We start from the raw sequence: 23,179 nt of genomic DNA, 5'->3' as shown, positions 1-23,179 counted from the left end.
ATAAAAATATAATTTTATTTATTAATTAATTCTTATCTATATTTTATCACTTTTATAATGTTTATCACTTTTAAAATCTTGTTACGCTTATTAATTTTATATTAAGTTGCCAAAATTAAATGGGAGGATAATATGACAATTAAATCCAAATCTAAGCCCAATAATAATTCAAAAAAAATATTTGGTAGAAAATTTAGGGGGGTCAAAGGTCAAATATCTATGGAATTTTCAATATTATTTTTGGCGCTATTGGCATCTGTTGTAGTGGCAACTATAATTCCAGGCTTATTCGGGTTAGATAAAACCACTGAAGTTGCTAAAGCTAGTTTAGCACATGGTAGTTTGTCAAATCTAAAGTCAAATATCCATATGATAGCTAGTCTTGATGAAGGTTCTTATAAATTAGTAAGGGTAAAATCTCCATCTGAATCAACTTGGAGCTTTGCAACGCGTAATATTTCCGTTTCAGGGGATGGATATGAAGTAAGTGCAAGTCTAGATACGGATATAGAAATGCTCAATAGCAATTCTTTTTATGTAAACACGTCTAAATTGTTATCTTTCAAACTATTAAATGAAGATAATAAAGTAAAGATTGAATTAATACCTTAAAACTAATTTAAATTATTTCTTTTTTAATTTATTCAATATTTTTCTTATGATTAATCCATAAAATTATATATTTTTTCGAATATATTTAATATTATAAAGTAGAGAATTAGTTATGAGAATAACATATTAAAACAATTTTAAAATTATTACTTAATTAATCAATATATTCAACATACTCAATATATTTGATATTATAAACCAACATTTTAAAATTTAAAATTTCTGCGGTTAAAAAGTCGATACTATGAAAATAGGTAGTTTTAAAACAAATAGGGGGCAAATTGCTTATGATTTTTTAATAGCTATGCTGTTAATCATCATAACATTTTCAATAATTGGAAATATTGTTATAAATACTGCAAATGAATTTAAAAAGGCAGAAATAGTTAATTCAGCAGATGCAGTACTTAATATATTTGAAAATACTGCAATAGTGGCTTATAATAAAGATTTAGTACTAAATTCAAGTTTTGATAGAATATATGGAAAAAATTATGATATATTTTACGCAAATAAGGTAATACATATCACCGGAAAAACAACTATAACATTTTATAAAAACGGTACCAGAGTAATGACTAAAAATGCTGAATCATCCGGCATAGATATGGGAAACTCTTTAAAAGTAGTAGTTGATGATTTTTACGTCTCAAAAGAGTTAAATGTAGAATTAGCGTAAAATAGTATTACCAATACTAATACTAACAATAATAATAATAATAATAATAATAATAATTATATCAATAATAAATATAATTATGGTATTTTCTATACGATTAGAACGTTTGAAAGGTAAATTATGAAGATTATTAAAAAAAGTAAAAATTTGGCAAAAGTGGGAGGCGTAGCTAGAAATTCTGACCAATTTAAATCCAATGGTCAAAATATCTTAACCCGCAAATTGCGGTCAAAAAAAGGTTATATATTTAGCTATGAAGCATTAATTGTAATTATGCTATTTTTAATCATTTTTTTCATAATTACCTCTAATTTGTTTAATTCTTTATTGACCTCCCAAAATGAAGTACAGGATACTCAAGAAGTGCAAAAAGTTAATTTACTTGCAGCAAAAATATACAAGGATTACGAATTTCCTTCAGATAATTACGAAGTAGATTATCATAATTTTTTAACGTCTTTAACAAGACATTATTATGGTACTGAAAAAATAAAGGGTAGTTATGACCCTAATTGTGATGATACGTATAATTATGAGTATGAATATCAATTTACGGACATATCGGTTTCAGATATTAATTTCCTGGTGATAAACAATTCAAAACACCAAGGGATTTTTAGTAGAAAAGTTTATAATTTTAATGGCAAAAAATTGGTGCCTATCTCACTATCTAAATTAATTGGATACAAGTACTACTTTACAATGAATCAAGGTCAAATATTTTACTACAAAAATAATGACGAGGGTGCTTTAGGTAACGTTACAATACGTTCGGATGTTCCAACAAATGCCATATTTGAAATAAATGGTGTTTTAACGAATAGAACATTATCTACCACAGAATCAAGTTCCGAATTTGAAAAATTTTTAGATTATAACAATGGAAATTACTTAGAAATTAAATTATTAAGTGTAGTTAATAATCCAGAAACTAATAATATTTATTTCACAGTTACAAATGATTATAATTTAGTGAATTACGGTCTTAAAATGGAATCTCAAAATGTTACATTAAGTATAGGCGCTTAATTTGATTAAATCATATCCATATATAATTTATAAAATTATATTACTTATAACAAATAACCAAATATGGTATTAAAAAGGTAATAAAGATACTATCGGTGATTTAAGTATGATATTTGACTATGATGTTCTTTTTGCAATTTTAATTTTAATTGTAGGGACGTCTATTTACACTGTTGCAGTATTTGAAGATACAGAAGGGTACACTGAAGCAGTAGAATTCAATGTTTTAAATAATAAGGCAATATCTGCTATGGAATCATTATTATCTGAAGGTACTTTGGAAAATGTGATAGTGTTGCTTAATACAGATATTGAATCGTCAATAATTGATTCGTACCTGGATAGCCGGATAAATTATGGTGATTATAACTTGGTGGTTGGCAATTATAGTTACTCGAAAGGCACGGTAAACGAAAATTTTGCAATAGTCCACACAGTTGTTCAAATGAACCGTTCAAGCGGTTGGTATGTAATATATTGGAACACCCAGTTTGGTTCTAAAAATATAAATACAATGGGTCCATTTTCTGATGAAGATACGGCTTTTAGAGCGTCTGATTCCATATCTGCAGATCGTAAAAAAGTATTGTATTATCATAAATCAGGATTGCCGGTAAATGCATCCTTAACACTATATTCCAAATAATTAATCAACCACTTAAATAATTGATAAAAACATTTAATATGTTTATTTGTTAATTTTAATTTTAATTTTATAGTTAGTATATTCATATTTACCTTTAATTTGTAAGCTATAATTAATAAGCTATAATTTATGATATGAGAGTTATTAAAAAAATTACGAAGAATAATAGTAATAATAGTAATAATAATAAAAGAACATGAATATAAGAAGATAATGTTGTGATATTATGTATCTTTCCCACTCTACAACAACTCTAGTACTTTTGATAATGCTATTCGGCGTTATTTCTTTTACAATGCTAGATACGTATAAGAATAGTGCTTTAGAGGAAGCTAGTGCTAATACATTGGGTTTGAAAGCGGATTCTTTAGAAATAATGGTTTCTAATTCTATACCCAAAGTTTTTAACAAAGTTCTAAATGATGCAGAATTCCAGGTTATAAATAGTCATAATTCGGGTAGTGATGACCCATTTTTTGATAATACTGATAGTGTGTTAACTTATCTGGATAATCATATGGAAACTGAGGTTCATAATAATTTAGAGGCCGTCAAAACTACTTATAAGAATTCAGGTTATGATTTGGATTACAATTTTGAAATAACAAATATTTCAATGGTAAATGGATTTACATTCAATTTGCAATATACTTTAGATTATAATTTGTCAAAATCTGGGGCTTTGAGAAGTAAATCTTACGAGGATTCAAAAAACGTAACTGTTAAAACAATAATCAGTGCTTATCATTATGTAATGAGTGATAAAAAAGACTCTTTATATATTAAAAATCCGAATGCTCAAGATTTAGAGAATTTCCCAGTATTTATTATATTAAATAACTCAAATTATAATTTTGATAGGAATAACAATGGTGAAGGATTAGACTTTTACCATAATGGTGCAAAATTAAATTACTGGGTCGAATACTGGAATTCATCATCACTAAGACCTAAGGCATTTTTATGGTTAAAAATGAATTTAAGCGCTAATTCTGTTCAGCAGGTGGATATCCATTATGATGGTACGGGAATATCAGATGGTAAGAAAGTATTCACCATGTTTGATGATTTTGAGAATAGTAACGATACAATATTTAAGAAATATATATTTGAAGATAATAATGAGTGGGATTATGATACAAGCACGAGTCCATTTTCCAATCCATTATATAATAGCAATATGACTTATTCACTTGCAGATTACCAGCCTCCGCGAATGATTACTTATGACCCACTAAGTTCAGTTGTCGGAGATGATATATACCACCCAATATGGGGAGAACCATATATTGCAGAAGTGGATTTAAAAGGTAAAGAGGATGGTTACTCATCCCCTCAATTATTAATGGGTTTTTACGGGGATTACAATGGTATTTATGAATTAGGGTATTATACTGCTGAATTGGGTGGCTCTCGTGATTATATATACTACTTTACCACTAACAATTTCTATGGGGATATTCCATTAAATGAGAATTATTTAATGCTCGGAGAATACTACGAAGAGTATTACTATAGTTATATTGCAGATAGTTATATTTTACAAAATGATAAAGAATGGATAGGTGTTGATTCAGGATATAGTCCTTCTGAGGACACCTGGTATCGACTTAAAGTGATGATGAACCACGTTACAGGCGATACTAGGATACAAGTGGCTACATTGGATGATTATATCCACTATAATAATAAAATATATCATAATTATGCACAATATGGGACTTATAGACCTAGAGATTCTTATTTCATACTAGGAAGTTCAAATGGTGATAACTTAAATAATCCTGAGCTTTACTATGATAACTTTAGAGTAAGAAAGTATGCACAATTGGATCCGTACGTTTCAGGAAGTACCTTAGGAAATAATTTAATTTATATTTCACCACCTACTTCTTCAGATAAATATGAAATAGGCGGTTCAAATGCCGTATTTGTAGAAAACCCGACAAGTCCTTCGATAGTAGATATGTTAACAGGTTTAAATAATTCAAATTGGGGTTATGGAATTACCGTATCTTCCTACCTATAATCTAATATAGTTTATTTTTTATTTTTTTATTTTTTAATTCTTTTTATTTACTTAATTTTAGATTCGATATTAATAGTTTTAAATTAAATTTTAAATTGTTTTTAAAATAGTATAAAAAAGAAAAAGTAAAAAAAGTAAAAAAAGTAATTGTAATTTGATTAAAAAGAATGTTAAATTTAATCTTCAACATACATCAACGGATAATTCAATTCAGGTATGTAATTTAATCTTATTTTGTATTCTTTTTCTTGTCCTACAATTAATGTGACATCTAACATTTCACCAGTTAGTGATACGTAATCATTTTCTGCAATTTCTAAGTTAATATTTATAAGAGCCTTTTTTATGAAGGGTTGGTTTTCCATAGCGCTTTTTATGGCCTCTTCTAAACACCCTTTTGAATTCATGCTTATGGGAGTTCCTACAAACTGATGGAATAACGCACCCATGGAAATACCGCCTTCAAATACTGCTCTTTCTTTTTCAGTTAAATTTTTAAAGTAACTATCGAATATCTCATCTTGTTCCAATCTTTTTTCATTTAAATTATCCATAAACACACCATATTTATTTTTAGTATATTATATTATATTATAATTTTAATAATTCTATGATTAGCTATTAGAGTTTAATTTTTCCTTAATCGTATCTAAACAAATTTTAATTATTTTGGAAACTGCTTCATCTTTTGAAGTAGTTTTATCCCAATTGGCGTTTAAACCTGCAGCTTCTGCATGTCCTCCACCTTGACCATGTATTTTGTGAGCTACTTCTTCCATTAGTTCGCCCATATGGAGTTTTTTAGAAACCGATTTCCTACAACGTGAGCTTATTCTTATTTGCCTATCTCTCTTTCGAACTGCAGTAACTAAGGCTAAATCTGCACCAATACTAACCGCAGTTTTTGCACAGGATGCTTCATAAGAACTTGCATTTGATATGGTGACTATTAAGCCGTTTATTTCTTCAATCTGCATTCTACTGCATGCTTTCAAGTGTGCAATTCGTTTCCCTTTTTCACTTTCTTGGCTTAAAAGATAGAGTATTCTCTGAAAATTTAAATCTTTAATCAACCATGTAATCATTTTAAAGGTTTCTTCACTAGCAAGTTTCAAATGTTTTGTATCGTATGCTATACCACAAAGTAATGCGGTTCTAACACTTTTTGGGGGAAATAAATTAATATCCTTAAGTATTCGCGTAACCATTTCACAAGTAGATGTAGATTCTTCATTAACTATTAAAAAATCGCATTTGTCAGATAATTCCGTTTTTTTGTGATGGTCCACCATAGTAAGAAATGATCCATATAATTTTTCTTCATTAACGGTTATTTGGTTAATTGAAGATGTATCTACTAAAAAAACCTTTTTAGGAATATTGGGATATTCTAAAATTTCAATATCGTAATTCAAAGATGGCAATTCTTCAAGTATGTTGCGTGATATCTTGCTAATTGAATTTGCTGAAATTTTGTATTTTCCCATACTTTGGCTTTTTTCATCGTTAGTTTTATCGTCCACGTCAACATTCTGCTTTGATTTTTTAGGTTTGTTTAAATGCTCTGCTAAAAATCTAAGGCCTATACATGCACCTATTGCATCAGGGTCTGCATTATGATGACATAAAAATAAAATTTCGTCGGATTTTAGAATTTCCTTTAATTTTTCTATATTGTATTTATTATTCATAAAATCATCGTCTTTTCTTTTAAATTTTATAAATTTAATTTTCCTTAATACATATCCAATTGTAAAGTAATAATGTATTAATATGTAATTAACATTGTTAAATGTTTGTAAAATAGAGTTAAATATTTGAGTAATTATCATCATTTAATTAAAAAATGATAGTAAAATAATAAGGATAAGAACTATAATTGTATGTTCTTACCGTATTTATTGAATTATTAAGATATTGAATTATTGAGTATTTTCAAGAGCTCTTTGTAATGTTTCTTGGAGTTCTTCGTATCTTTTTTGCATTTTTTCTTCTTGCTTAGCGAATGTAGCAACTCTAATGCCTAAAGTTTCCAATTTTTCTTCTAATTCAATTTTAACTTCATCTTTGTTTCTTTTAATTAAGATTCCGCCAGCCATTTTGAAAACTTCGTCAGATTCTGATTTTGCCATTTCTTCAATTGCTTTTTCAAATTCTTTCATTTGTGTTTCGAATTGTTGTTTTTGCATCATAATCATTTGCAATTGTTGTTGCAATTGTTGAAATTGTGCAATTTGGTTTTGAACATCTGCAGGAATATCCATATTATCAATCCTCTTTAATCTGTTTAGTATATTCTAAAGTATATTATTCAAACTTTAATATTATCTTTTATTTATAATTTCGTATATATTTTCAGCGGTTTTTATCCATCGGATATAAGAATAAACTGAAGCTTTTAATATACTTACCTCTTCAGCACTTCCGCATATTTTTATGACATTGTCCACAATGCTCATATCACATTTTGAACGAATTTGACTATCACAATGCTCAACATATATGCTATTGTAAATAGTTTTAGCCATTTCATCATCTTCAAACTTTAATTCAAGTTCAAAATATGGATTTTCGTTATTTTTTTCCATTATTTCACGAATAATAAATTTATTCTTCATCTTCAAAAATATCAAAGATTTTATGACCTGTAATTTTTAATTTAGGTCCCATATGTGTAGTTGTGGATTCATTAACATCGTAAAAATCTAAAAAGTATACTCCTTCACAACCTTTATTGAATTTTAATAGCGTATAATTTATGTTATCTTTTTTATTGGTATTAATAGCATAAATTGGCTTTTTTATGTTGTTAAACAAAAATTTTGTAAATAATTTTCTAAATTCTCCACAATTGTCTTCAAAATCATAAACAATACTATTTTGAATGTCTATTTTTTCAGAGATTATCTCTCTTTGTAATTTAGCCGCTATGATTACTGAAAAAACCTTGTTATTCTCAACATCATATATCTTTAATTTATTTGGATTACCTTTTAGTTCTTCGATAACCATTAGATTTTTGTATTTTTCGAGTAATTCTGAAGCCGAAGTTTTACCTCGATTAACAGTTTTTACATTAAAAACTCTTGACAAATCATTTGCTAAACTACGAGTTCTTTGTGAAGGTTTTCTAGATGTGGTTATTATCATTTTATTAACCTACTTAACCTTTTAATTATCTTGCCTGAACTTTTTTAACTATTTTAGGTCTTAATTTTATCAATACCCTGTTACTACAGTGAGGACATTTAGCTTTTGAACCTATATCATCGATAGTTATTATTCTTTGGCAATTTGAGCATCTATATTCTACCATATTATCACCATAATCGTATATTTTCCATATTTAATTTGAAATAATAAATAAATTACAATAATCTTTAATTTTAATTTACCTTATGAGTTTTATACATAGTAACTTAAATTATATATTTTTATTCATTTATAAATAATATATCAATACAATCCTATTATTCATATTATCCAGTCATATGGTCAATAATACCCATAATCAATTAAAATCTAAAATAATCATAAAATAAATTCATATATAATCCATATAATCAGTATAACCTAATTATTAAAAGTGGTTAATTATCTTTAAATCTCTAAAATTAAAATAAAATAAGTAAGAATATTTAATAAATTAAATTTGTCTGTTTTTGCTGTCAATAACTCTTCTGATAGCTTTTGTAACAGCTTTTCCTGAACCTGTTTCAGGGGTGTAAGCTCCACCAGCTAATTTAGCATTACATTTTGAACATACCCAAATTGAGGTTCCTGCTCTTTTTAATTTAGGGAATCCACATACAGGACATTTGTATGCTTTTTTCTGTTTCATTTCTACGTTTCTTAATCTTACTCTGAGTTTTCTACCGTATCTTGGTCCGAATCTACCAGCTGAACCAACCTTTTTAGTGTGGCTGTATTCTACCATGTTATCACCTAATAATTTAAAAATATTTGAAACTACGATTTATTATCTTTAAATTGTAATTTCATGTGTTTTCGATTTAACTTTGTTTATAAACATTATTTTATTCATATATTAATTAATATGGGTTATTTCATCGCTTTTGGATTTATTTCTAAATTTTATAAATTTAAACGATAATCCTTTTAGAATGAAATTATTTTCATTCAATAATTAGTCACATTGAATTCTAAAAAATACAAATTCGATGTGCATTTTAATATTGTATGTTAAATTAAGTTTTACACATATCCACGATATATTTACTTTATAGAATATCCCATACTACAATATAAAGTTATCTATGGTATAAAATATTCCAAGTATCGTCTCATAATTTTGGGTTATTTGCCCTGAAACTATTATGAGATATATCTAAAATTAGTATTGTTTTTTAATATATAAACCTATATATTATGGCTAAAAATTAGTAGAAAAATAAGATAATAATAAGATAATAATAAGATAATAATAAGATAATAATAAGATAATAATAAGATAATAATAAGATAATAATAAGATAAAATTACTAAAAAAATAAAAAATTTAGTATATTTCATAAATCATAAATCGAATTTAGAGTCTTTTCAAGACTCTAGTTTGCACAGATCCTTTTGTTATTTTATTCAAAAACATGTAAAATTCATTTTCAATACCACTCGGAATTTCAATTACAAATACGAGTGACCCATCTCCAAGCCATTCTTCTTTTTTAATAGTCCCATATTCTGACAAAGAATGGTAAACTGTACCAGCGTATTCTCCCCCAAGTTTAACTGCTACCTCTCTTTTTTCAAATTTCATAGGTAAAATTAATCTAAGTTTTTTTATTACATCGTTGATCTGTTCTTCGGCACTCTTATATAAATCAACTGTAACTCTAGCCTCGTTCATGGCATTTTCAATCCTTTTAGGCGGGTGAGGGGTATCTGTTTGTGGATTGATGGTATTTCTAGCAATAATGGATATAACCTGCTTCTTTTTTTGCTCTTGCATTTCCTTTCTTTGTTCTGATGTTAAATGAACTTGTCCTTTAAGTATGATCCTTTCAGCAATTTTTTTGCTATCTAAAGTTTCAAATACTTTCATTAATAGCTCTTCTGGAGCTTTTTCCCCTTTTGAAATATCCTTGTAAATATTTTCTGATGCTAATATCTCAGAAATATCCACAGATGATTTATTTTCTTTAAATTTGGCTGCTAAATACGGGTCAACATATATTTCGAATTTTTCACCGTGTGATTGTAATCTAGCCATAACCGCATTATCTAATGATGCCATAATACCCCTTTTTAATATATTTTGTGTTAATACCTTACCAAAACAATAATAATATATGAAATATGAAAATAAATGAATAATCTAAAATAGTCAAATTAAAAATAATTACCCAATTATTTAATTAATTAAATAATTGGGTAATTAATTTTAGTTTTAACTACAATTTAGCTTTTGATAGTATTTCTTTGGTTAATTCATACTTTAATATATGATTTGCACCTAAACTAATTATTTATTATTTATTCTTCATTTCCTTCTTCAATTTTATTTTCTTCTTCAATAACTTTTGAAACATATTCTATAACTGTTTCGATTTCTTCAACTGATTTTTTCTCAACTAATTTTTCACTATCTTTTACAATTGCCATATCTACGCTAACAGCATTTAACTCAGGGTTTATTTTGTTTAAAACGTATATTGCTAATTCCATACCTTCGTTAACAGTGATATCTTCATTGTATTTTTCTTCGAGAAGTTCCATTGCAACATGTCTTCCTGAACCGATTGCAGAAGCTTTATATTCGATTAAAGCACCGCTTGGGTCTGTTTCAAATAATCTAGCACTATGCTTATCGATTCCCGTAATTAAAAGTGCTAAACCAAATGGTCTTGCTCCACCGTGTTGTGTATAAGCTTGTTTAATATCACAGATTTTTTTGGAGAGAGCTTCAACAGTAATTTTTTCACCATATGTGATTCTGTTTATTTGGGCTTCTGTTCTTGCTCTATCGATTAATACTCTAGCATCTGCAACTAATCCGGACGTAGCAGCAACAATGTGGTCATCAACTTGGAATATTTTTTCGATTGATGATATTTCTACTAATTTGTTTGAAATTCTTCTATCGACTGCTAAAACTACCCCATCTTTACATCTAATACCTACGGCGGTAGTACCTCTTCTAACTGCTTCTCTTGCGTATTCAACCTGGTATAATCTACCTTCTGGGCTGAATATTGTGATTGCTCTATCGTATCCTGATGCTCCTGGAACCATTTGCATAATTATCCTCCTTTCTAAGCACTATTTTCATATTGAGAAAATTAAACTATAATTTGTAATAATACACTTTTTATGTATTGTATTCATATAGTCATATATTCATCTTATTACTTTAAGTTTTAGTTATTTTATTTTTAATTTAATAATTTATTTTTATTTTCGTAAATATCATATAATATTGAATATATTCCTTTATATAATTTTATATTTTAAAGTTATTTATTAGATTATATGTGTATCATCTATATTATACTTTAATATTTTTATTTGCATTTCAATATTACTTAATTGGTATCTAATACGTATTTAATAAGTATTTATCTACAATAAATAGGGAATAATACAAAATAATATAAAATATTAATATCATAGGTTACAAATTATTATATATAATACGATAGTTAAAATAACTAAGAAACAACATAATAAGAATAAATGATAATATTAATAATATTAATAATAAAAAATGAATAATAAAAAAAATAAATATAAAAAAAATTCAGATATGGTGATGTTATGACGGCAAAAATATTGGTAAATGGGTATGGGTCGATAGGTAAAAGAGTAGCTGACGCAGTAGCTTGTCAGAAGGATATGGAAGTTATTGGAGTAACAAAAACAAAGCCTGATTTTGAAGCAAAAATGGCATTAGAGAAAGGTTACAAATTATACGCAGCAGTACCTGAAAGAGCTCACTTATTTGAAGAAGCAGGATTGGAAATATCAGGTACACTTGACGATGTAATTCAAGATGCTGATTTAGTGGTTGACGGAGCACCTAAGAAAATAGGTAAACAAAATTTGGAAACAATCTACAAAAAAAACAATGTTAAATCTATTATACAAGGTGGAGAAAAAGCAACCGATGCAGAAGATTCATTTAACTCATTATGGAGCTATGACCGATGTTATGGAAAAGATGCTATTAGATTAGTTTCATGTAACACAACAGGATTATGCAGGTCACTTTACGCAATAGATTCCGTAACAGATGTTTTAAAAGCAAGAGTTGTATTAGTAAGAAGAGCTGTAGACCCTAACGACTCTAAAAAAGGTCCAGTTAATGCAATCATACCATCAACAGACGTACCTTCACACCATGGTCCAGATGTAGAATCAGTAATCGACAAATTCAAGGGAAAAATTATTTCTTCAGCTGTTATTGTGCCTACAACATTAATGCACATGCATTCATTAATGGTTGAAACAACAGGAACTACAAAAGATGATTTATTAGATGCAATTGCTAAAACACCAAGGATTTTTACGGTAAAAGCTTCAGAAGGTTTAGATTCAACAGCAGCTTTAATCGAAATGTCAAGAGATATGGGTAGATTAAGATACGATTTAAACGAAATTCCAGTATGGGAAGAAAGTATCAATGTAATTGACAATGAAATCTTCATGATGCAAGCAGTTCATCAAGAAAGTGACGTTATACCTGAAAACGTAGATTGTATAAGAGCTATGTTACAAATGGAAGAAGATAACATGAAATCCATTGAAATGACAAACAAAGCAATGGGTTTAATGAAGTAAGCAATTATATACTACGTATAGAATTTACCAAATATTAATTTTTTTATTTATATTTTTATTTTAATTTATTTTATTTTTTTTATTAATTTTATTAACTTTAATAATTTTATACGTAAACTGTTTATTTTTTTATCTTTTATAATCACAAATAATTATAAAATATAGGAAGTACTAACTCATAATAATATAATTTAAAGTGGTATTTATGGATGTAAATTTAAGTGAATCAACTAACACAAATTTAGAAAGTTTGAAAAATTTAAAAAAGAAATTAAATGTAACAGAATTAAGGGCGAAGTCCATCGAAGAATTAGTTGATAGGTTAGATGAATTAAATGAGGAAGAAGAAGGAATTTATTTAAACAAAGAACTAACAAAATCCTTAATAATTGAGCTTTTGGAAGTTTGTGATGTGGAAGAAATATACCTACCCGTTTCAAAGTATAATAGGACTAATAAAAAGATATTAGAAGCATTAGGTGAGATAGGAATTACTGTAAAGCCCTTAATGACTGAAAAAGGTCGTCCTACAACTAAGAAAGGAATTATAAAAAAACAAATGGAAGAAGGTAAAACTCCCAAAGAAATAGCAAGTACCACGGGGATTAATTTAAAAACTGTAGAATACCATTATTATAAATTAAAAAATAAATAAAATAATATATCTAAAAATAAAATAAACAAAATTAATAAAAAAATAATATGACTAAAATAAATTAAAAGTAAAATGAATAAACAATATGTATTATTTTATTATGCGTCACATATGGTGAAATTTTGAAAATAAATACTGAAAAAATAAATGCTGAAGAAAGTGAAAATAATCCAATTTTAAAAGCAATAAAGACCGATTTGAAAAACGGGGAATTTATACGAAGAATTCTTTTAGATTATAATTTGTTGAATAAGGACTACAAATTAAAAAAAATGGATAATAAATTATATTTACCATTAAATTATGAAGAAATTGAAGACATAAGTGAAGAAGACTTAAAAAATACCTTAAAAAACGTTATACTTAAAAGTCAAAATCAAAACCAAAGTCAAAGTCAAAATAAAATTGAAGATGTAGATTTTGAACTTATAATCACAAAAGAAGCCGATTTTGAAAAGTCAAATGGTAAAAAAAATCCAAGTTTTAAAGATTATCTTTTAAATAACTACGGTGACGAATTAACAAATGGAAAAATAGCACACGCATACGATATTATTGGAGATGTTGTAATATTGCAAATTTCTGATGAAATAGATAAACAAGAACGTTTAAAGCTTGGAGAAAAGGCTAAAGAATTGATACCTTCTGTAAGAGCTGTTTTTAGGCGAGAAAGTGACGTAAAAGGAGAATATCGTGTAAGAGATTTAGAGCACTTAGCCGGAGAAGGGGAAACTTTAACACTTTATAAGGAAAACGGCTATAAGTTATACGTAGACGTCGCAAAAGTGTATTTTTCACCACGTCTGAGCTGGGAAAGAAATAGAATAATGCAGAAAGTCGAAAAGGATGACGTAATAATAGACATGTTTTGTGGTGTAGGACCTTATTCAATTGCGTGCAAGGATGCAAAAAAGATATATTCTATAGACGTCAACCCTGAAGCTATAAAATTGTTAAAAGAGAATATAAAATTTAATAACTTGGAAAATAAAATAGTTCCTATCTTAGAAGACGTTAGAAAGGTAGATTTAAAGGGTAATAGAATAATTATGAATTTACCAAAATATGCAAATCAATTTGTCGATAAAGCTTTGGATTTAGTGGAAGAAGGTGGAACAATACATTATTACATGGTCGGGGCAGATGTAAATGAGGGCATAAATTTATTTAAATCAAAATGTGATTGTGAAGTTTTGGAAAGCAGGGTTGTAAAGTCCTATTCTCCACGTGAATATGTCTTTGTAATTGATTTTAAAATCAATAAAACGAATAAATAATATTTATAAAAATAAAAATAGAAATAATAAACGTAATAAAAAATAGAAATAAGAATTTAAAAGTCAATATGTTCTTTAAATTTGTTTAATACTAAAACATGCTCTTTAGAACCTACTTTTTTTATTATATTCGCATATTCTCTAATTTTTTCTATCATTTTAATTTTTTCAGCTTCTGAAACTAAATTTATACGGGAATAAAGAACTGCAATTTCAACAAGTAAACCATCGGCTCTGTTAAATGGTTTAAGTTCATTCTGATACTTTATATTAGTTTCAATGATTTTTTCATCTATTTTTTCACATTCTAAATTCATTATATGGGAGGTACCATATTCATTTTTAAAACTACTAAATTTACGATTTTTAATTTTAATTATATCAATTTTTTCAGATTCTTTAATATAATAATAAATTTTTCCATTATATTCTAATTTTTCATAGTTTCCTACATCGTCAATTACAGATTCTGCAATAATTAATGGATTACATACATTTAAAATTATAATATCTTCATTTTTAAGCATTTCATAAGTGTGAGAGCCTTCAAATAAATTAATTATAAAATTTTTAAAATCCGAAGTTTTTGCTCCAATCGGGGCCCTATTTAATAAAGAAGACGTTAAAACATACTCGTATTTCATAATATCGCTACTTTAAATTTTTTAGAATTAAGTTACATTACAATACTTATTGGATTATTTATTCAATAATTATTTTAATTACATATCACTATATAAGAATTATATAATAAAGATTTTGTAATTTTTAAATATTTATAATTTGGTGAACAAATGTATTCAAAATGTACTGCAATATCTCACGGTTCAGGGACTATAATAAACGCCATTGCTACAAATAAAGGCTCTGCATTCGGTATAAACTTAGGGGTTGAAGCAACTGTGGAGTTAATAGACGACCACAAAAAAATCATAAAAGGAAAAATTGAAGGGCAAAATGGAATTTCCTCTAAGTTAATAGAAACTTGTGTAAAAAATATTTTAGATTATTATAAATTAGATTACTCTGCAAATGTAATTACAAAATCTAATCTGCCGATAAAATCTGGTTTAAGCAGTAGTAGTGCAACAGCTAACGCAGTCACTCTCGCTACAATGGGAGTTTTAGGAAAATATACCAAAGCTAATGAAAAAATTATCGATGAATTAGATGATTTAATAATTAATTTAGGTATAAAATCCTGTTTTGATGAAAATTTAACAATTACAGGAGCTTATGATGATGCAACAGCCTCTTACTACGGCGGAATTACAATAACGGATAATAAAAATAGAAAAATTTTAAAAAGAGACACATTTAATGATAAAGATTTGAAAGTAATCGTTTTAATTCCAAAAGATTATCAAAAAAATTTAAACAAAGAACGTATGAAATTAATTAAAAATTATGTTGAAATAGCATTTCATAACTGTTTAATAGGTAATTACTATGAAGCCCTTTTTATGAACGGATTATTTTATGCGTCTACGTTGAATTTTCCTACAAGCATATCTATAGAAGCATTAGAGTCGGGAGCTTTAACTTTTGGGCTTTCTGGAACAGGACCTTCTTACATAGGTCTTTGTAAAGCCGAAAATGTTTCAAATATCGTAAAATCTCTTGAAAAATACGGAAAAGTATATATTACAGAAGCTTGTAATTCAAAATCTAAAATAACTAATTTAGAATGATAAATTTTTTTATTTTCTTAATTTATGTTATCATATTTTAATCTTCAACTGTATTTTATCCCAATCATGCGATAATTATATAAAAGTGAAATTTATAATATATGGTGCTTTATGATATTGATTTATCAGATAATTATTTTAATCAATGTCTTTAATTAAATTTATAAATAATAGAATGTAGATAAAATATTTATTGAATATCATACTATTATTTGCTAATTATTTATCACTATTTATTTAATGATATCTAAATTAGATACTACTATTAATACCCAATATCCAATATCTCTAAGTAGGTGTAATTATGGAAGAAAAAGTAACTGTAAGTGTTATTAAAGCAGATGTGGGCGGTTTATGCGGTCACACATTAGCTCCTATTGAATTATTAGACGCTGTTGAATACGTAGTTGAAAACGCGGTTGATGAAACATTAATCGATTACTACGTTACAAACTGTGGTGACGACATCGATATCGTTATGACTCACAACAAAGGTACAGACAACGATGAAGTACACAAATTAGCTTGGGATGCGTTAACCGATGCAACAGAAGTTGCAAAAGAGTTAAAATTATACGGTGCAGGTCAAGATTTATTATCAGACTCATTTTCAGGAAACGTTAAAGGTTTAGGTCCAGGATGTGCAGAAATGGAATTCGTAGAAAGAAGAAGCGAACCATTAGTTGTATTTTGCTGTGATAAAACAGACCCTGCAGCATTTAACTTGCCATTCTACAAAATGTTTAGCAGTCCATTCAACACACCAGGTTTAGTATTTGACCCATCAATGACAGAAGGTTTCAAATACGAAGTTATGGACATTATCGACCACAAAAGAGTTTTAATGAGCACACCTGCTGAAACATACTCCTTATTAGCTTTAATCGGAAACTTAGAAAGATACGCAATTAAGAGAGTTTACAGGGGATACGACAACGAAATTGCAGCTGTTGCAAGTTCAGAAAAATTAAACATGATGGCAGGAGAATACGTTGGTAAAGACGACCCTGTAGCTATCGTAAGAGCTCAAAGCGGTTTCCCTGCAGTTGGTGAACTTTTAGAAGCTTTCGCTAACCCACACTTAGTATCAGGATGGATGAGAGGATGCCACTGGGGTCCAATGATGCCAGTTGGAGAAGAAGACGCTATGCCTTCAAGATTCGATGGTCCTGCAAGAATTATGGCTTTAGGATTCCAATTATCAAAAGGAAGATTAGTTGGTCCAAATGACTTATTCGCAGACAAAGCATTCGATAAAGCAAGAGATAAAGCTTTAGAAATGGCTGACATGATGAGAAGCATGGGTCCATTCCAACCTCACAGATTACCAGAATCAATGATGGAATATACCTCAGTACCTAAAGTTTTAAAAGCTTTAGAATCAAGATTCGAAGAAATTCCAGAAAACAACTGTAAATTAGAAAAAGTTACCGATAGAGGAGACTTAGAATAATTTAATAATATTGAAAAATATTATTGGATTTATTATTCTAATTTTTTATACCTAAAACTTAAAACTAAATCTTTTATTTTACTTAAATTTTTAAATTTTTAAATTTTTACTTGCTTATTATTGTACTTTTATTTCTATTTTTAATTTTTTTACAGTATACGTCGTTATAATTTCTTTTTTTATCAATTAGGTATTAAGATATCTAATAACCTTATAAATATAGTTGTGAGTTAAACCTATATATTTAATAATTATATAGAATTACACAGGAGGTGTTAAGATGATACCAGTTACCATATCAGATGATGCTAGAGAATTCATCATGGAAAAACTACCTCAAGCAACTTCAAAGGACTTCATTGTAGTATTTGAAGGATTTGGTTGAGGAGGGCCTAAATTTTCAGTAGATTTAGTGGATAAAATAATGGATACAGATGAATTAATACACGAAGAACCAGAGTTTAAGGTTTACATTGACAAAATGGCAAAACAAGTGCTCGAAAGTGTAAACATTGTATTAAAAAAGTCAGTATTCAGTGGAAAATATCTTGCCATACAAGGAGCAGGTGGATGTTGTTAAGATTTAAGAACCAAAATGGATTAAATCTTATCTAAACATCGTATTATATATTAATTATACAAAATAACAAATTTATTTTTAATTTTATATGATTGTCGCATATTATATAAAATATTTTAATACTTTTTTGAATGATTTAATCAATTTAAAATAGGCTATATAATAATCGTATACGCAATATAGTAGTTTAAAAAATTAAAATAAAGATATATTATTATATTTCTTAATAAACATAATAATATAATTAATTTGTCATGATAAGAGCGTCTCCTATCACACCTTTTTTACCGTCTTCTTTAACGAAAACAGGATTTATGTCAATTTCCTGAATTTCATCGTAAGCTTCCATAATTACACCTACTCTTACGATTAATTCCTTAATAAATTCAATATCTCTTCTAGGTTCTCCCCTTACACCTTCGAGGATTTTATATGTTCTAAGTTGTTGTAACATCTCTTCAGCGTAGTTTTTGGTTATTGGATGTACTCCAAAGGTAACATCTTTCATAACTTCTACAAAGATACCACCAAGACCAGTCATGATAACAGGGCCAAATACTTCGTCTCTTTTACCGCCGATGATAATTTCTTTACCTTCTACAAATTCTTCAATTAATACTCCATCGATAACGCCAGTTTCGCCTTTTTTTGCAAGGTATTTTGTACCGTTTTCGATAATTGTATTGTATGCACCTTCAATGTCTGATGGGGCAATGATAACACAACCCGCATCTGACTTGTGTAATATTTGAGCTGAAACAACTTTCATTACAACTTTATCCATTGTTGAAGCGTATTTTACAGCTTCCTCTGCACTTGTAGCTACGTATCTACCCGGTGTAGGAACTCCGTTAATTTTTAAGAATTCTTTTGCATTGTTTTCATTTGGATTTGCAAGTAATTCCCTTAATTCATCGCCTTTTTCTGCTTTGATTGCATATATTTCTTCTTGAACTTTTTTAAGGTATTCTCCATCATCAACAACATTTTGGTTTAAGTACTGTTGGTATGTTGCAGATAACGCTTTAACCGCAAGTTCTGGGCACATGAATGTAGGTATTTCGTGTTCTTTTAAGTACTCAGCACTTTCTGAAACTGAGTTACCACCAACCCAAGCAGCAACAATTGGGATTGTTTCTCCTTTTGCTCTAAGTGTATCTTGGAATTTAACCAATTCTTTTGCAGCGCCAATGTCATCAGTCATTCCTTGAGGGGTTAATATTACAACGATACCGTCTACATTGCTATCTTTTGCTAATTCTTCAAATGCGTGTTTGTATCTTTCTGTATCGGCATCTCCGATTAAATCCAATGGGTTTGAAACACCTGATGTATCAGGCAAGTATTTTTTAAGTTCAGTAATTGTTTTTTCTTCGAATTCAGCCATATTTAAGCCGTATTTACTTACCATATCGGTAGCAAGAACTCCAAATCCACCTGCATTTGTGATAATACCTACATTGTTACCTTTCATAACAGGTTGTGTTGAGAATATTTTTAATAAGTCAACCATTTCCTCGAAAGTTTCAACATTGAATACTCTTCCTTTTTTAAATGCAGCTTCGTACATTTGTGCATTACCTGCGAGACTTCCTGTGTGTGACGATGCAGCTTTAGCTCCTGCATCCGATTTACCACTTTTTAAAACAATAACTGGTTTTTTGTGAGATAAAGCACGTGCAGAGTCTATGAATTTCTCGTTTTTAAGTCCTTCTACGTATAAAACAACAACATCTGTATTTTCATCGTCTGCGAGATAATCTAAAATTTCATCTTCCTGAACATCTATTTTATTACCCATACTTACGATTTTTGAGTAACCTAAGTTTAATGGGATTGAAATATCCATTAAAGCGGTCATAATAGCACCACTTTGTGAGATAAATGCGATATTACCTTTTTGGTCGAAATCTTTACTAAATGAAGCGTTTAAGTCATCGTGCATGTTGATTACACCGAGACAGTTAGGGCCAATTGTTCTAATATTGTATTTTTTCAAAATTTCGATGGTTTTTTCTTCGAGACTGTGGTCACCAACTTCTGAAAAACCCGCAGTAATAATAATTGAGCCTTTAACACCCTTTTTTCCACATTCTTCCATTGTTTCAGGAACGAATTTAGCAGGGATTGAAACTAAAACAAGGTCGATGTCACCAGGAACATCTAAAACAGAACCATAGCATTTTAAACCATACACTTCTTCATATTTTTTGTTAATTGGGTATACATTACCGCCTTTTTCCATAAAGCTTTTTAAGTTTTTCATCAAAGATTGTCCAACTTTTCCTTCTATTTCAGTAGCGCCTATTACTGCAACTGATTTTGGGTTGAAAATTGCTTCAAGTCCATTATTCATAAATCTCACCATATTGGGTTAATATTTTTAATTCTAATACTTTAATTTGGTTGGTCGTATAATAATTGTCGAGATATTTATTCATGCGATATTAAATTAAATATTCAATTGTATTATTGTATAATTTATTATATTGTTATGCCCTCGCGGACTATTTAGCTTTATCCTTTGCTAAAATTTTTGGTTATTCAAAACTCCATATTAAAATTTCATTTTGTATTTTCAATTTAAAATTCTAACGTTATAATCAATTATCGTATAGATATATGGTATAATATAGCATGAATTACATATGTATTTTTAGATAGTATTACTTAGTATATAAGCTTTATTTATGGCTTTCAAGACCTAATTATCGTGAAATGACGAATAAAATACGCAATCATATATGTAAGGTGGTCAAATGGATTTAAACAATACTAAATTAGATTTAGGTAATAATATAATAAATCAATTGAAAAATTTTGAGCAAAAATTTAAAATAATTCAAAAAAAATACATAACTACTGCTGAAATGAATATATTGGATAATAATTGTGAATATTATGGAATATCTAAACGTATATTAATGGAAAATGCAGGAATACAGGCATATAATGAAGTAATCAATCATGAAAAACAGAGTGAAAATACAACTTATGCCGAAATATATTTGTTTTGCGGTAAGGGAAATAATGGGGGAGATGGCTTTGTACTAGCTCGGCATTTGTCGAAATCATATAGAGTTAATGTCGTGTTACTAAATAATGAAGATGAAATTAAGACGCAAGAAAGTAAAGAAAATTTTGACATAATACATAATATTTATAAATTTGGAAATATTAATATATATACTCTAAAAAAGGATTTTGAAAAATTATTTTTGAATATATCTTATAAATTAGATACAATTGCTAACAAAGATGATTCTAAAAAGAAGATTTTATTAGTAGACGCAATGTTAGGGACTGGAATATCTGGTAATTTAAGACATCCATATGATAAATGTATGGAATCCCTAAATTTGTTAAAAAATAATGTTAATTATAATAATTATGTGGATATAATTAGTTTAGATACTGAAACGAAAGGTTTAATCTCCGATAAGATAATTACATTTCATAATTACAAAGATGATTATAAAGAAGATAAATCCAACAATTTAAATTTAAACGAAAAATCGACCAATAAAAACAAAACTGTATTAAAAGAAATAGGTATTCCTGATTATATTAACTATGTAATAGGTATGGGTGAGTTAAAAAGTCTTTCAAAGACTAAAGAGGATTCCCACAAGGGAAATAATGGTAGAACATTAATAATAGGGGGCTCTAAAGATTATTATGGGGCTCCAATTTTTTCAGCAGTAGCCGCTTCAAAGATTGTGGATGTAGTAACTGTAGCGACCGTTAATCCTGTAGCATCTGCTCTAAAAAATTATCCTGAATTAATGATTAAAGAGTTTAATGGGGGGTGTTTTAACAAACATCATGTCGAAGAATTGGCATCCATCTCTAAAAATTACGATTCTATAGTTTTAGGTTGTGGAATTGGCTTAAATCCCGATACAAAAGAGTTTTTGGAAAAATATTTAAATAAAATTTTAAGTGAAAAGGAGGCTATGCCTAAATTAATAATAGATGCCGATGCCATAAAATTGATTAATCCATTAAATACCGATGATTTAAATGAAAATTTAAAAGAAAAAAATAAAGAATTATATCTAAAATTGTTTACGAATAAAAATATTGTATTTACACCTCATAAGGGAGAGTTTGAGTACATAAAACCAATTTTGGAAGAATTATCGGACGTTTACCAATCAAATATAGTTTTAAAGGGTAAAATAGATATGGTATTTAATAAAAATAACATAAAATTAAACATGACGGGAAATGTGGGAATGACTGTAGGGGGTACTGGAGATATCCTTGCAGGATTAATCGCAGGTTTTTCCGCTAAAAATGACCCTTACGTATCCGCTTGTGCGGGAGTATTTATAAATGGACTCGCAGGTGATTACTTATATAAAGAAATTGGATATAATTATAATTCGAGAGATATTTTAAAAGTAATGCCTAAAATTTTACATAATTATTTGGATTTTTAACCAAGCCTAATCCGTTAATATTTTAATAATTTAACCTATAATCACTTAATTTTTTTAATTCTATTTTTTATTTTTCTATCGATTATCACGCTTATTTTTACATCTATATATTATATATAGTAAAATCGACAAATAATCATAAATAGGATATAATATTAAAACTAAAAAAAATAATTAAAAAGTAAAAATAAAAAGTAAAAAATGATATTAATTACAATAAAATAACAAACGCTTTACGATACAAGGAATAATTTAAATTTTTAAACTAAATTAATTTATATTATAA

23 protein-coding genes are annotated in these 23,179 nt (G+C 28.0%); 12 read left to right on the top strand and 11 right to left on the bottom strand.

Features of this window, described 5'->3' with window-relative positions; translation table 11 throughout:
• Positions 1-132: 132 nt before the first annotated feature.
• The 5 genes from J2127_RS01595 to J2127_RS01575 all read left to right on the top strand — a co-directional run bounded on the left by J2127_RS01595 (position 133) and on the right by J2127_RS01575 (position 4,995).
• Complete coding sequence (locus tag J2127_RS01595; RefSeq protein WP_209731684.1) at positions 133-612, top strand: class III signal peptide-containing protein; 480 nt, start codon at positions 133-135, stop codon at positions 610-612.
• A gap of 244 nt (positions 613-856) precedes the next feature.
• On the top strand, positions 857-1,291 hold the full coding sequence (locus tag J2127_RS01590) for a hypothetical protein (RefSeq protein WP_209731683.1): 435 nt from the start codon (positions 857-859) through the stop codon (positions 1,289-1,291).
• A gap of 147 nt (positions 1,292-1,438) precedes the next feature.
• The gene (locus tag J2127_RS01585; protein WP_209731682.1) at positions 1,439-2,320 is read left to right on the top strand and encodes a hypothetical protein; all 882 of its coding nucleotides are present in this window, start codon (positions 1,439-1,441) and stop codon (positions 2,318-2,320) included.
• A 106-nt stretch (positions 2,321-2,426) separates the two neighbouring features.
• The gene (locus tag J2127_RS01580) at positions 2,427-2,966 is read left to right on the top strand and encodes a hypothetical protein (RefSeq protein WP_209731681.1); all 540 of its coding nucleotides are present in this window, start codon (positions 2,427-2,429) and stop codon (positions 2,964-2,966) included.
• Between the two features lie 226 nt (positions 2,967-3,192).
• Positions 3,193-4,995 carry a DUF2341 domain-containing protein gene (locus J2127_RS01575; protein ID WP_209731680.1) on the top strand — a complete coding sequence of 601 codons (1,803 nt, stop codon included), beginning with the start codon at positions 3,193-3,195 and terminating at the stop codon, positions 4,993-4,995.
• A 176-nt stretch (positions 4,996-5,171) separates the two neighbouring features.
• Here J2127_RS01575 and J2127_RS01570 read toward each other — a convergent pair whose 3' ends face one another.
• The 9 genes from J2127_RS01570 to psmA form a co-directional block, all read right to left on the bottom strand.
• Entirely contained in the window at positions 5,172-5,549 is a 378-nt protein-coding gene (locus tag J2127_RS01570; RefSeq protein ID WP_209731679.1) for a dihydroneopterin aldolase family protein, read from the bottom strand.
• A gap of 60 nt (positions 5,550-5,609) precedes the next feature.
• Positions 5,610-6,686, bottom strand: a complete 1,077-nt coding sequence (locus tag J2127_RS01565; protein WP_209731678.1) for a DHH family phosphoesterase — start codon at positions 6,684-6,686, stop codon at positions 5,610-5,612.
• Between the two features lie 231 nt (positions 6,687-6,917).
• Entirely contained in the window at positions 6,918-7,259 is a 342-nt protein-coding gene (locus tag J2127_RS01560; protein WP_209731677.1) for a prefoldin subunit beta, read from the bottom strand.
• Between the two features lie 60 nt (positions 7,260-7,319).
• Positions 7,320-7,583 carry a KEOPS complex subunit Pcc1 gene (locus J2127_RS01555; RefSeq protein ID WP_209731676.1) on the bottom strand — a complete coding sequence of 88 codons (264 nt, stop codon included), beginning with the start codon at positions 7,581-7,583 and terminating at the stop codon, positions 7,320-7,322.
• A gap of 19 nt (positions 7,584-7,602) precedes the next feature.
• On the bottom strand, positions 7,603-8,145 hold the full coding sequence (locus tag J2127_RS01550) for an rRNA maturation protein (RefSeq protein ID WP_209731675.1): 543 nt from the start codon (positions 8,143-8,145) through the stop codon (positions 7,603-7,605).
• A 25-nt stretch (positions 8,146-8,170) separates the two neighbouring features.
• Positions 8,171-8,311, bottom strand: coding sequence for a DNA-directed RNA polymerase subunit P (locus tag J2127_RS01545; RefSeq protein WP_013180592.1), 141 nt, complete (start codon positions 8,309-8,311; stop codon positions 8,171-8,173).
• 330 nt (positions 8,312-8,641) lie between these two features.
• Complete coding sequence (rpl37A, locus tag J2127_RS01540; protein WP_209731674.1) at positions 8,642-8,932, bottom strand: 50S ribosomal protein L37Ae; 291 nt, start codon at positions 8,930-8,932, stop codon at positions 8,642-8,644.
• 612 nt (positions 8,933-9,544) lie between these two features.
• A complete protein-coding gene (locus tag J2127_RS01535; protein WP_209731673.1) occupies positions 9,545-10,249 on the bottom strand; it encodes a ribosome assembly factor SBDS in 705 nt (234 codons plus the stop codon).
• 239 nt (positions 10,250-10,488) lie between these two features.
• Entirely contained in the window at positions 10,489-11,253 is a 765-nt protein-coding gene (psmA, locus tag J2127_RS01530; RefSeq protein WP_245326407.1) for an archaeal proteasome endopeptidase complex subunit alpha, read from the bottom strand.
• 516 nt (positions 11,254-11,769) lie between these two features.
• Here psmA and J2127_RS01525 point away from each other — a divergent pair.
• From J2127_RS01525 to J2127_RS01515, 3 genes are all read left to right on the top strand, one after another.
• Positions 11,770-12,792 (top strand): type II glyceraldehyde-3-phosphate dehydrogenase, encoded by a 1,023-nt coding sequence (locus J2127_RS01525; protein ID WP_209731672.1) that lies wholly within the window; start codon positions 11,770-11,772, stop codon positions 12,790-12,792.
• Positions 12,793-12,997: 205 nt separating this feature from the next.
• Positions 12,998-13,447: a hypothetical protein gene (locus J2127_RS01520; RefSeq protein WP_245326406.1), complete on the top strand. Its 450-nt coding sequence runs from the start codon at positions 12,998-13,000 to the stop codon at positions 13,445-13,447.
• Between the two features lie 173 nt (positions 13,448-13,620).
• On the top strand, positions 13,621-14,724 hold the full coding sequence (locus tag J2127_RS01515; RefSeq protein WP_209731847.1) for a class I SAM-dependent methyltransferase: 1,104 nt from the start codon (positions 13,621-13,623) through the stop codon (positions 14,722-14,724).
• A gap of 56 nt (positions 14,725-14,780) precedes the next feature.
• Here J2127_RS01515 and J2127_RS01510 read toward each other — a convergent pair whose 3' ends face one another.
• Positions 14,781-15,368: a DUF447 domain-containing protein gene (locus tag J2127_RS01510; protein WP_209731671.1), complete on the bottom strand. Its 588-nt coding sequence runs from the start codon at positions 15,366-15,368 to the stop codon at positions 14,781-14,783.
• Between the two features lie 150 nt (positions 15,369-15,518).
• Here J2127_RS01510 and J2127_RS01505 point away from each other — a divergent pair, with 150 nt between their 5' ends.
• From J2127_RS01505 to J2127_RS08495, 3 genes are all read left to right on the top strand, one after another.
• Entirely contained in the window at positions 15,519-16,415 is an 897-nt protein-coding gene (locus tag J2127_RS01505) for a shikimate kinase (protein WP_209731670.1), read from the top strand.
• Positions 16,416-16,719: 304 nt separating this feature from the next.
• The gene (gene fbp, locus J2127_RS01500) at positions 16,720-17,868 is read left to right on the top strand and encodes a fructose-1,6-bisphosphate aldolase/phosphatase (protein WP_209731669.1); all 1,149 of its coding nucleotides are present in this window, start codon (positions 16,720-16,722) and stop codon (positions 17,866-17,868) included.
• A 280-nt stretch (positions 17,869-18,148) separates the two neighbouring features.
• Positions 18,149-18,448 (top strand): iron-sulfur cluster biosynthesis family protein, encoded by a 300-nt coding sequence (locus J2127_RS08495; protein WP_255296113.1) that lies wholly within the window; start codon positions 18,149-18,151, stop codon positions 18,446-18,448.
• 244 nt (positions 18,449-18,692) lie between these two features.
• On the opposite strand, the gene J2127_RS01490 is transcribed toward J2127_RS08495, so the two are convergent.
• Positions 18,693-20,804, bottom strand: a complete 2,112-nt coding sequence (locus J2127_RS01490; RefSeq protein WP_245326404.1) for an acetate--CoA ligase family protein — start codon at positions 20,802-20,804, stop codon at positions 18,693-18,695.
• 403 nt (positions 20,805-21,207) lie between these two features.
• On the opposite strand from J2127_RS01490, the gene J2127_RS01485 reads away from it, so the two are divergent.
• Positions 21,208-22,893 (top strand): NAD(P)H-hydrate dehydratase, encoded by a 1,686-nt coding sequence (locus J2127_RS01485; protein WP_245326403.1) that lies wholly within the window; start codon positions 21,208-21,210, stop codon positions 22,891-22,893.
• Positions 22,894-23,179: the final 286 nt, after the last annotated feature.

The organism is Methanococcus voltae (assembly GCF_017875395.1).
In the GTDB taxonomy this organism is placed as follows: Archaea; AGJL01; Methanococci; order Methanococcales; family Methanococcaceae; genus Methanococcus; species Methanococcus voltae_C.
Note: the sequence above shows the minus strand (reverse complement) of the source record. Positions and strands in the feature narration are given on the sequence as shown.

Bases quoted from the DNA above. Each gene is read 5' to 3' on its own strand.
- J2127_RS01490 (WP_245326404.1), bottom strand. From the start codon at position 20,804: ATGAATAATGGACTTGAAGCAATTTTCAACCCAAAATCAGTTGCAGTA.
- J2127_RS01535 (WP_209731673.1), bottom strand. From the start codon at position 10,249: ATGGCATCATTAGATAATGCGGTTATGGCTAGATTACAATCACACGGT.
- J2127_RS01580 (WP_209731681.1), top strand. From the start codon at position 2,427: ATGATATTTGACTATGATGTTCTTTTTGCAATTTTAATTTTAATTGTA.
- J2127_RS01550 (WP_209731675.1), bottom strand. From the start codon at position 8,145: ATGATAATAACCACATCTAGAAAACCTTCACAAAGAACTCGTAGTTTA.
- J2127_RS01510 (WP_209731671.1), bottom strand. From the start codon at position 15,368: ATGAAATACGAGTATGTTTTAACGTCTTCTTTATTAAATAGGGCCCCG.
- fbp (WP_209731669.1), top strand. From the start codon at position 16,720: ATGGAAGAAAAAGTAACTGTAAGTGTTATTAAAGCAGATGTGGGCGGT.
- J2127_RS01520 (WP_245326406.1), top strand. From the start codon at position 12,998: ATGGATGTAAATTTAAGTGAATCAACTAACACAAATTTAGAAAGTTTG.
- psmA (WP_245326407.1), bottom strand. From the start codon at position 11,253: ATGCAAATGGTTCCAGGAGCATCAGGATACGATAGAGCAATCACAATA.
- J2127_RS01595 (WP_209731684.1), top strand. From the start codon at position 133: ATGACAATTAAATCCAAATCTAAGCCCAATAATAATTCAAAAAAAATA.
- J2127_RS01575 (WP_209731680.1), top strand. From the start codon at position 3,193: ATGTATCTTTCCCACTCTACAACAACTCTAGTACTTTTGATAATGCTA.
- J2127_RS01565 (WP_209731678.1), bottom strand. From the start codon at position 6,686: ATGAATAATAAATACAATATAGAAAAATTAAAGGAAATTCTAAAATCC.
- J2127_RS01560 (WP_209731677.1), bottom strand. From the start codon at position 7,259: ATGGATATTCCTGCAGATGTTCAAAACCAAATTGCACAATTTCAACAA.
- J2127_RS01570 (WP_209731679.1), bottom strand. From the start codon at position 5,549: ATGGATAATTTAAATGAAAAAAGATTGGAACAAGATGAGATATTCGAT.
- J2127_RS01590 (WP_209731683.1), top strand. From the start codon at position 857: ATGAAAATAGGTAGTTTTAAAACAAATAGGGGGCAAATTGCTTATGAT.
- J2127_RS01555 (WP_209731676.1), bottom strand. From the start codon at position 7,583: ATGGAAAAAAATAACGAAAATCCATATTTTGAACTTGAATTAAAGTTT.
- rpl37A (WP_209731674.1), bottom strand. From the start codon at position 8,932: ATGGTAGAATACAGCCACACTAAAAAGGTTGGTTCAGCTGGTAGATTC.
- J2127_RS01505 (WP_209731670.1), top strand. From the start codon at position 15,519: ATGTATTCAAAATGTACTGCAATATCTCACGGTTCAGGGACTATAATA.
- J2127_RS01485 (WP_245326403.1), top strand. From the start codon at position 21,208: ATGGATTTAAACAATACTAAATTAGATTTAGGTAATAATATAATAAAT.
- J2127_RS01525 (WP_209731672.1), top strand. From the start codon at position 11,770: ATGACGGCAAAAATATTGGTAAATGGGTATGGGTCGATAGGTAAAAGA.
- J2127_RS01545 (WP_013180592.1), bottom strand. From the start codon at position 8,311: ATGGTAGAATATAGATGCTCAAATTGCCAAAGAATAATAACTATCGAT.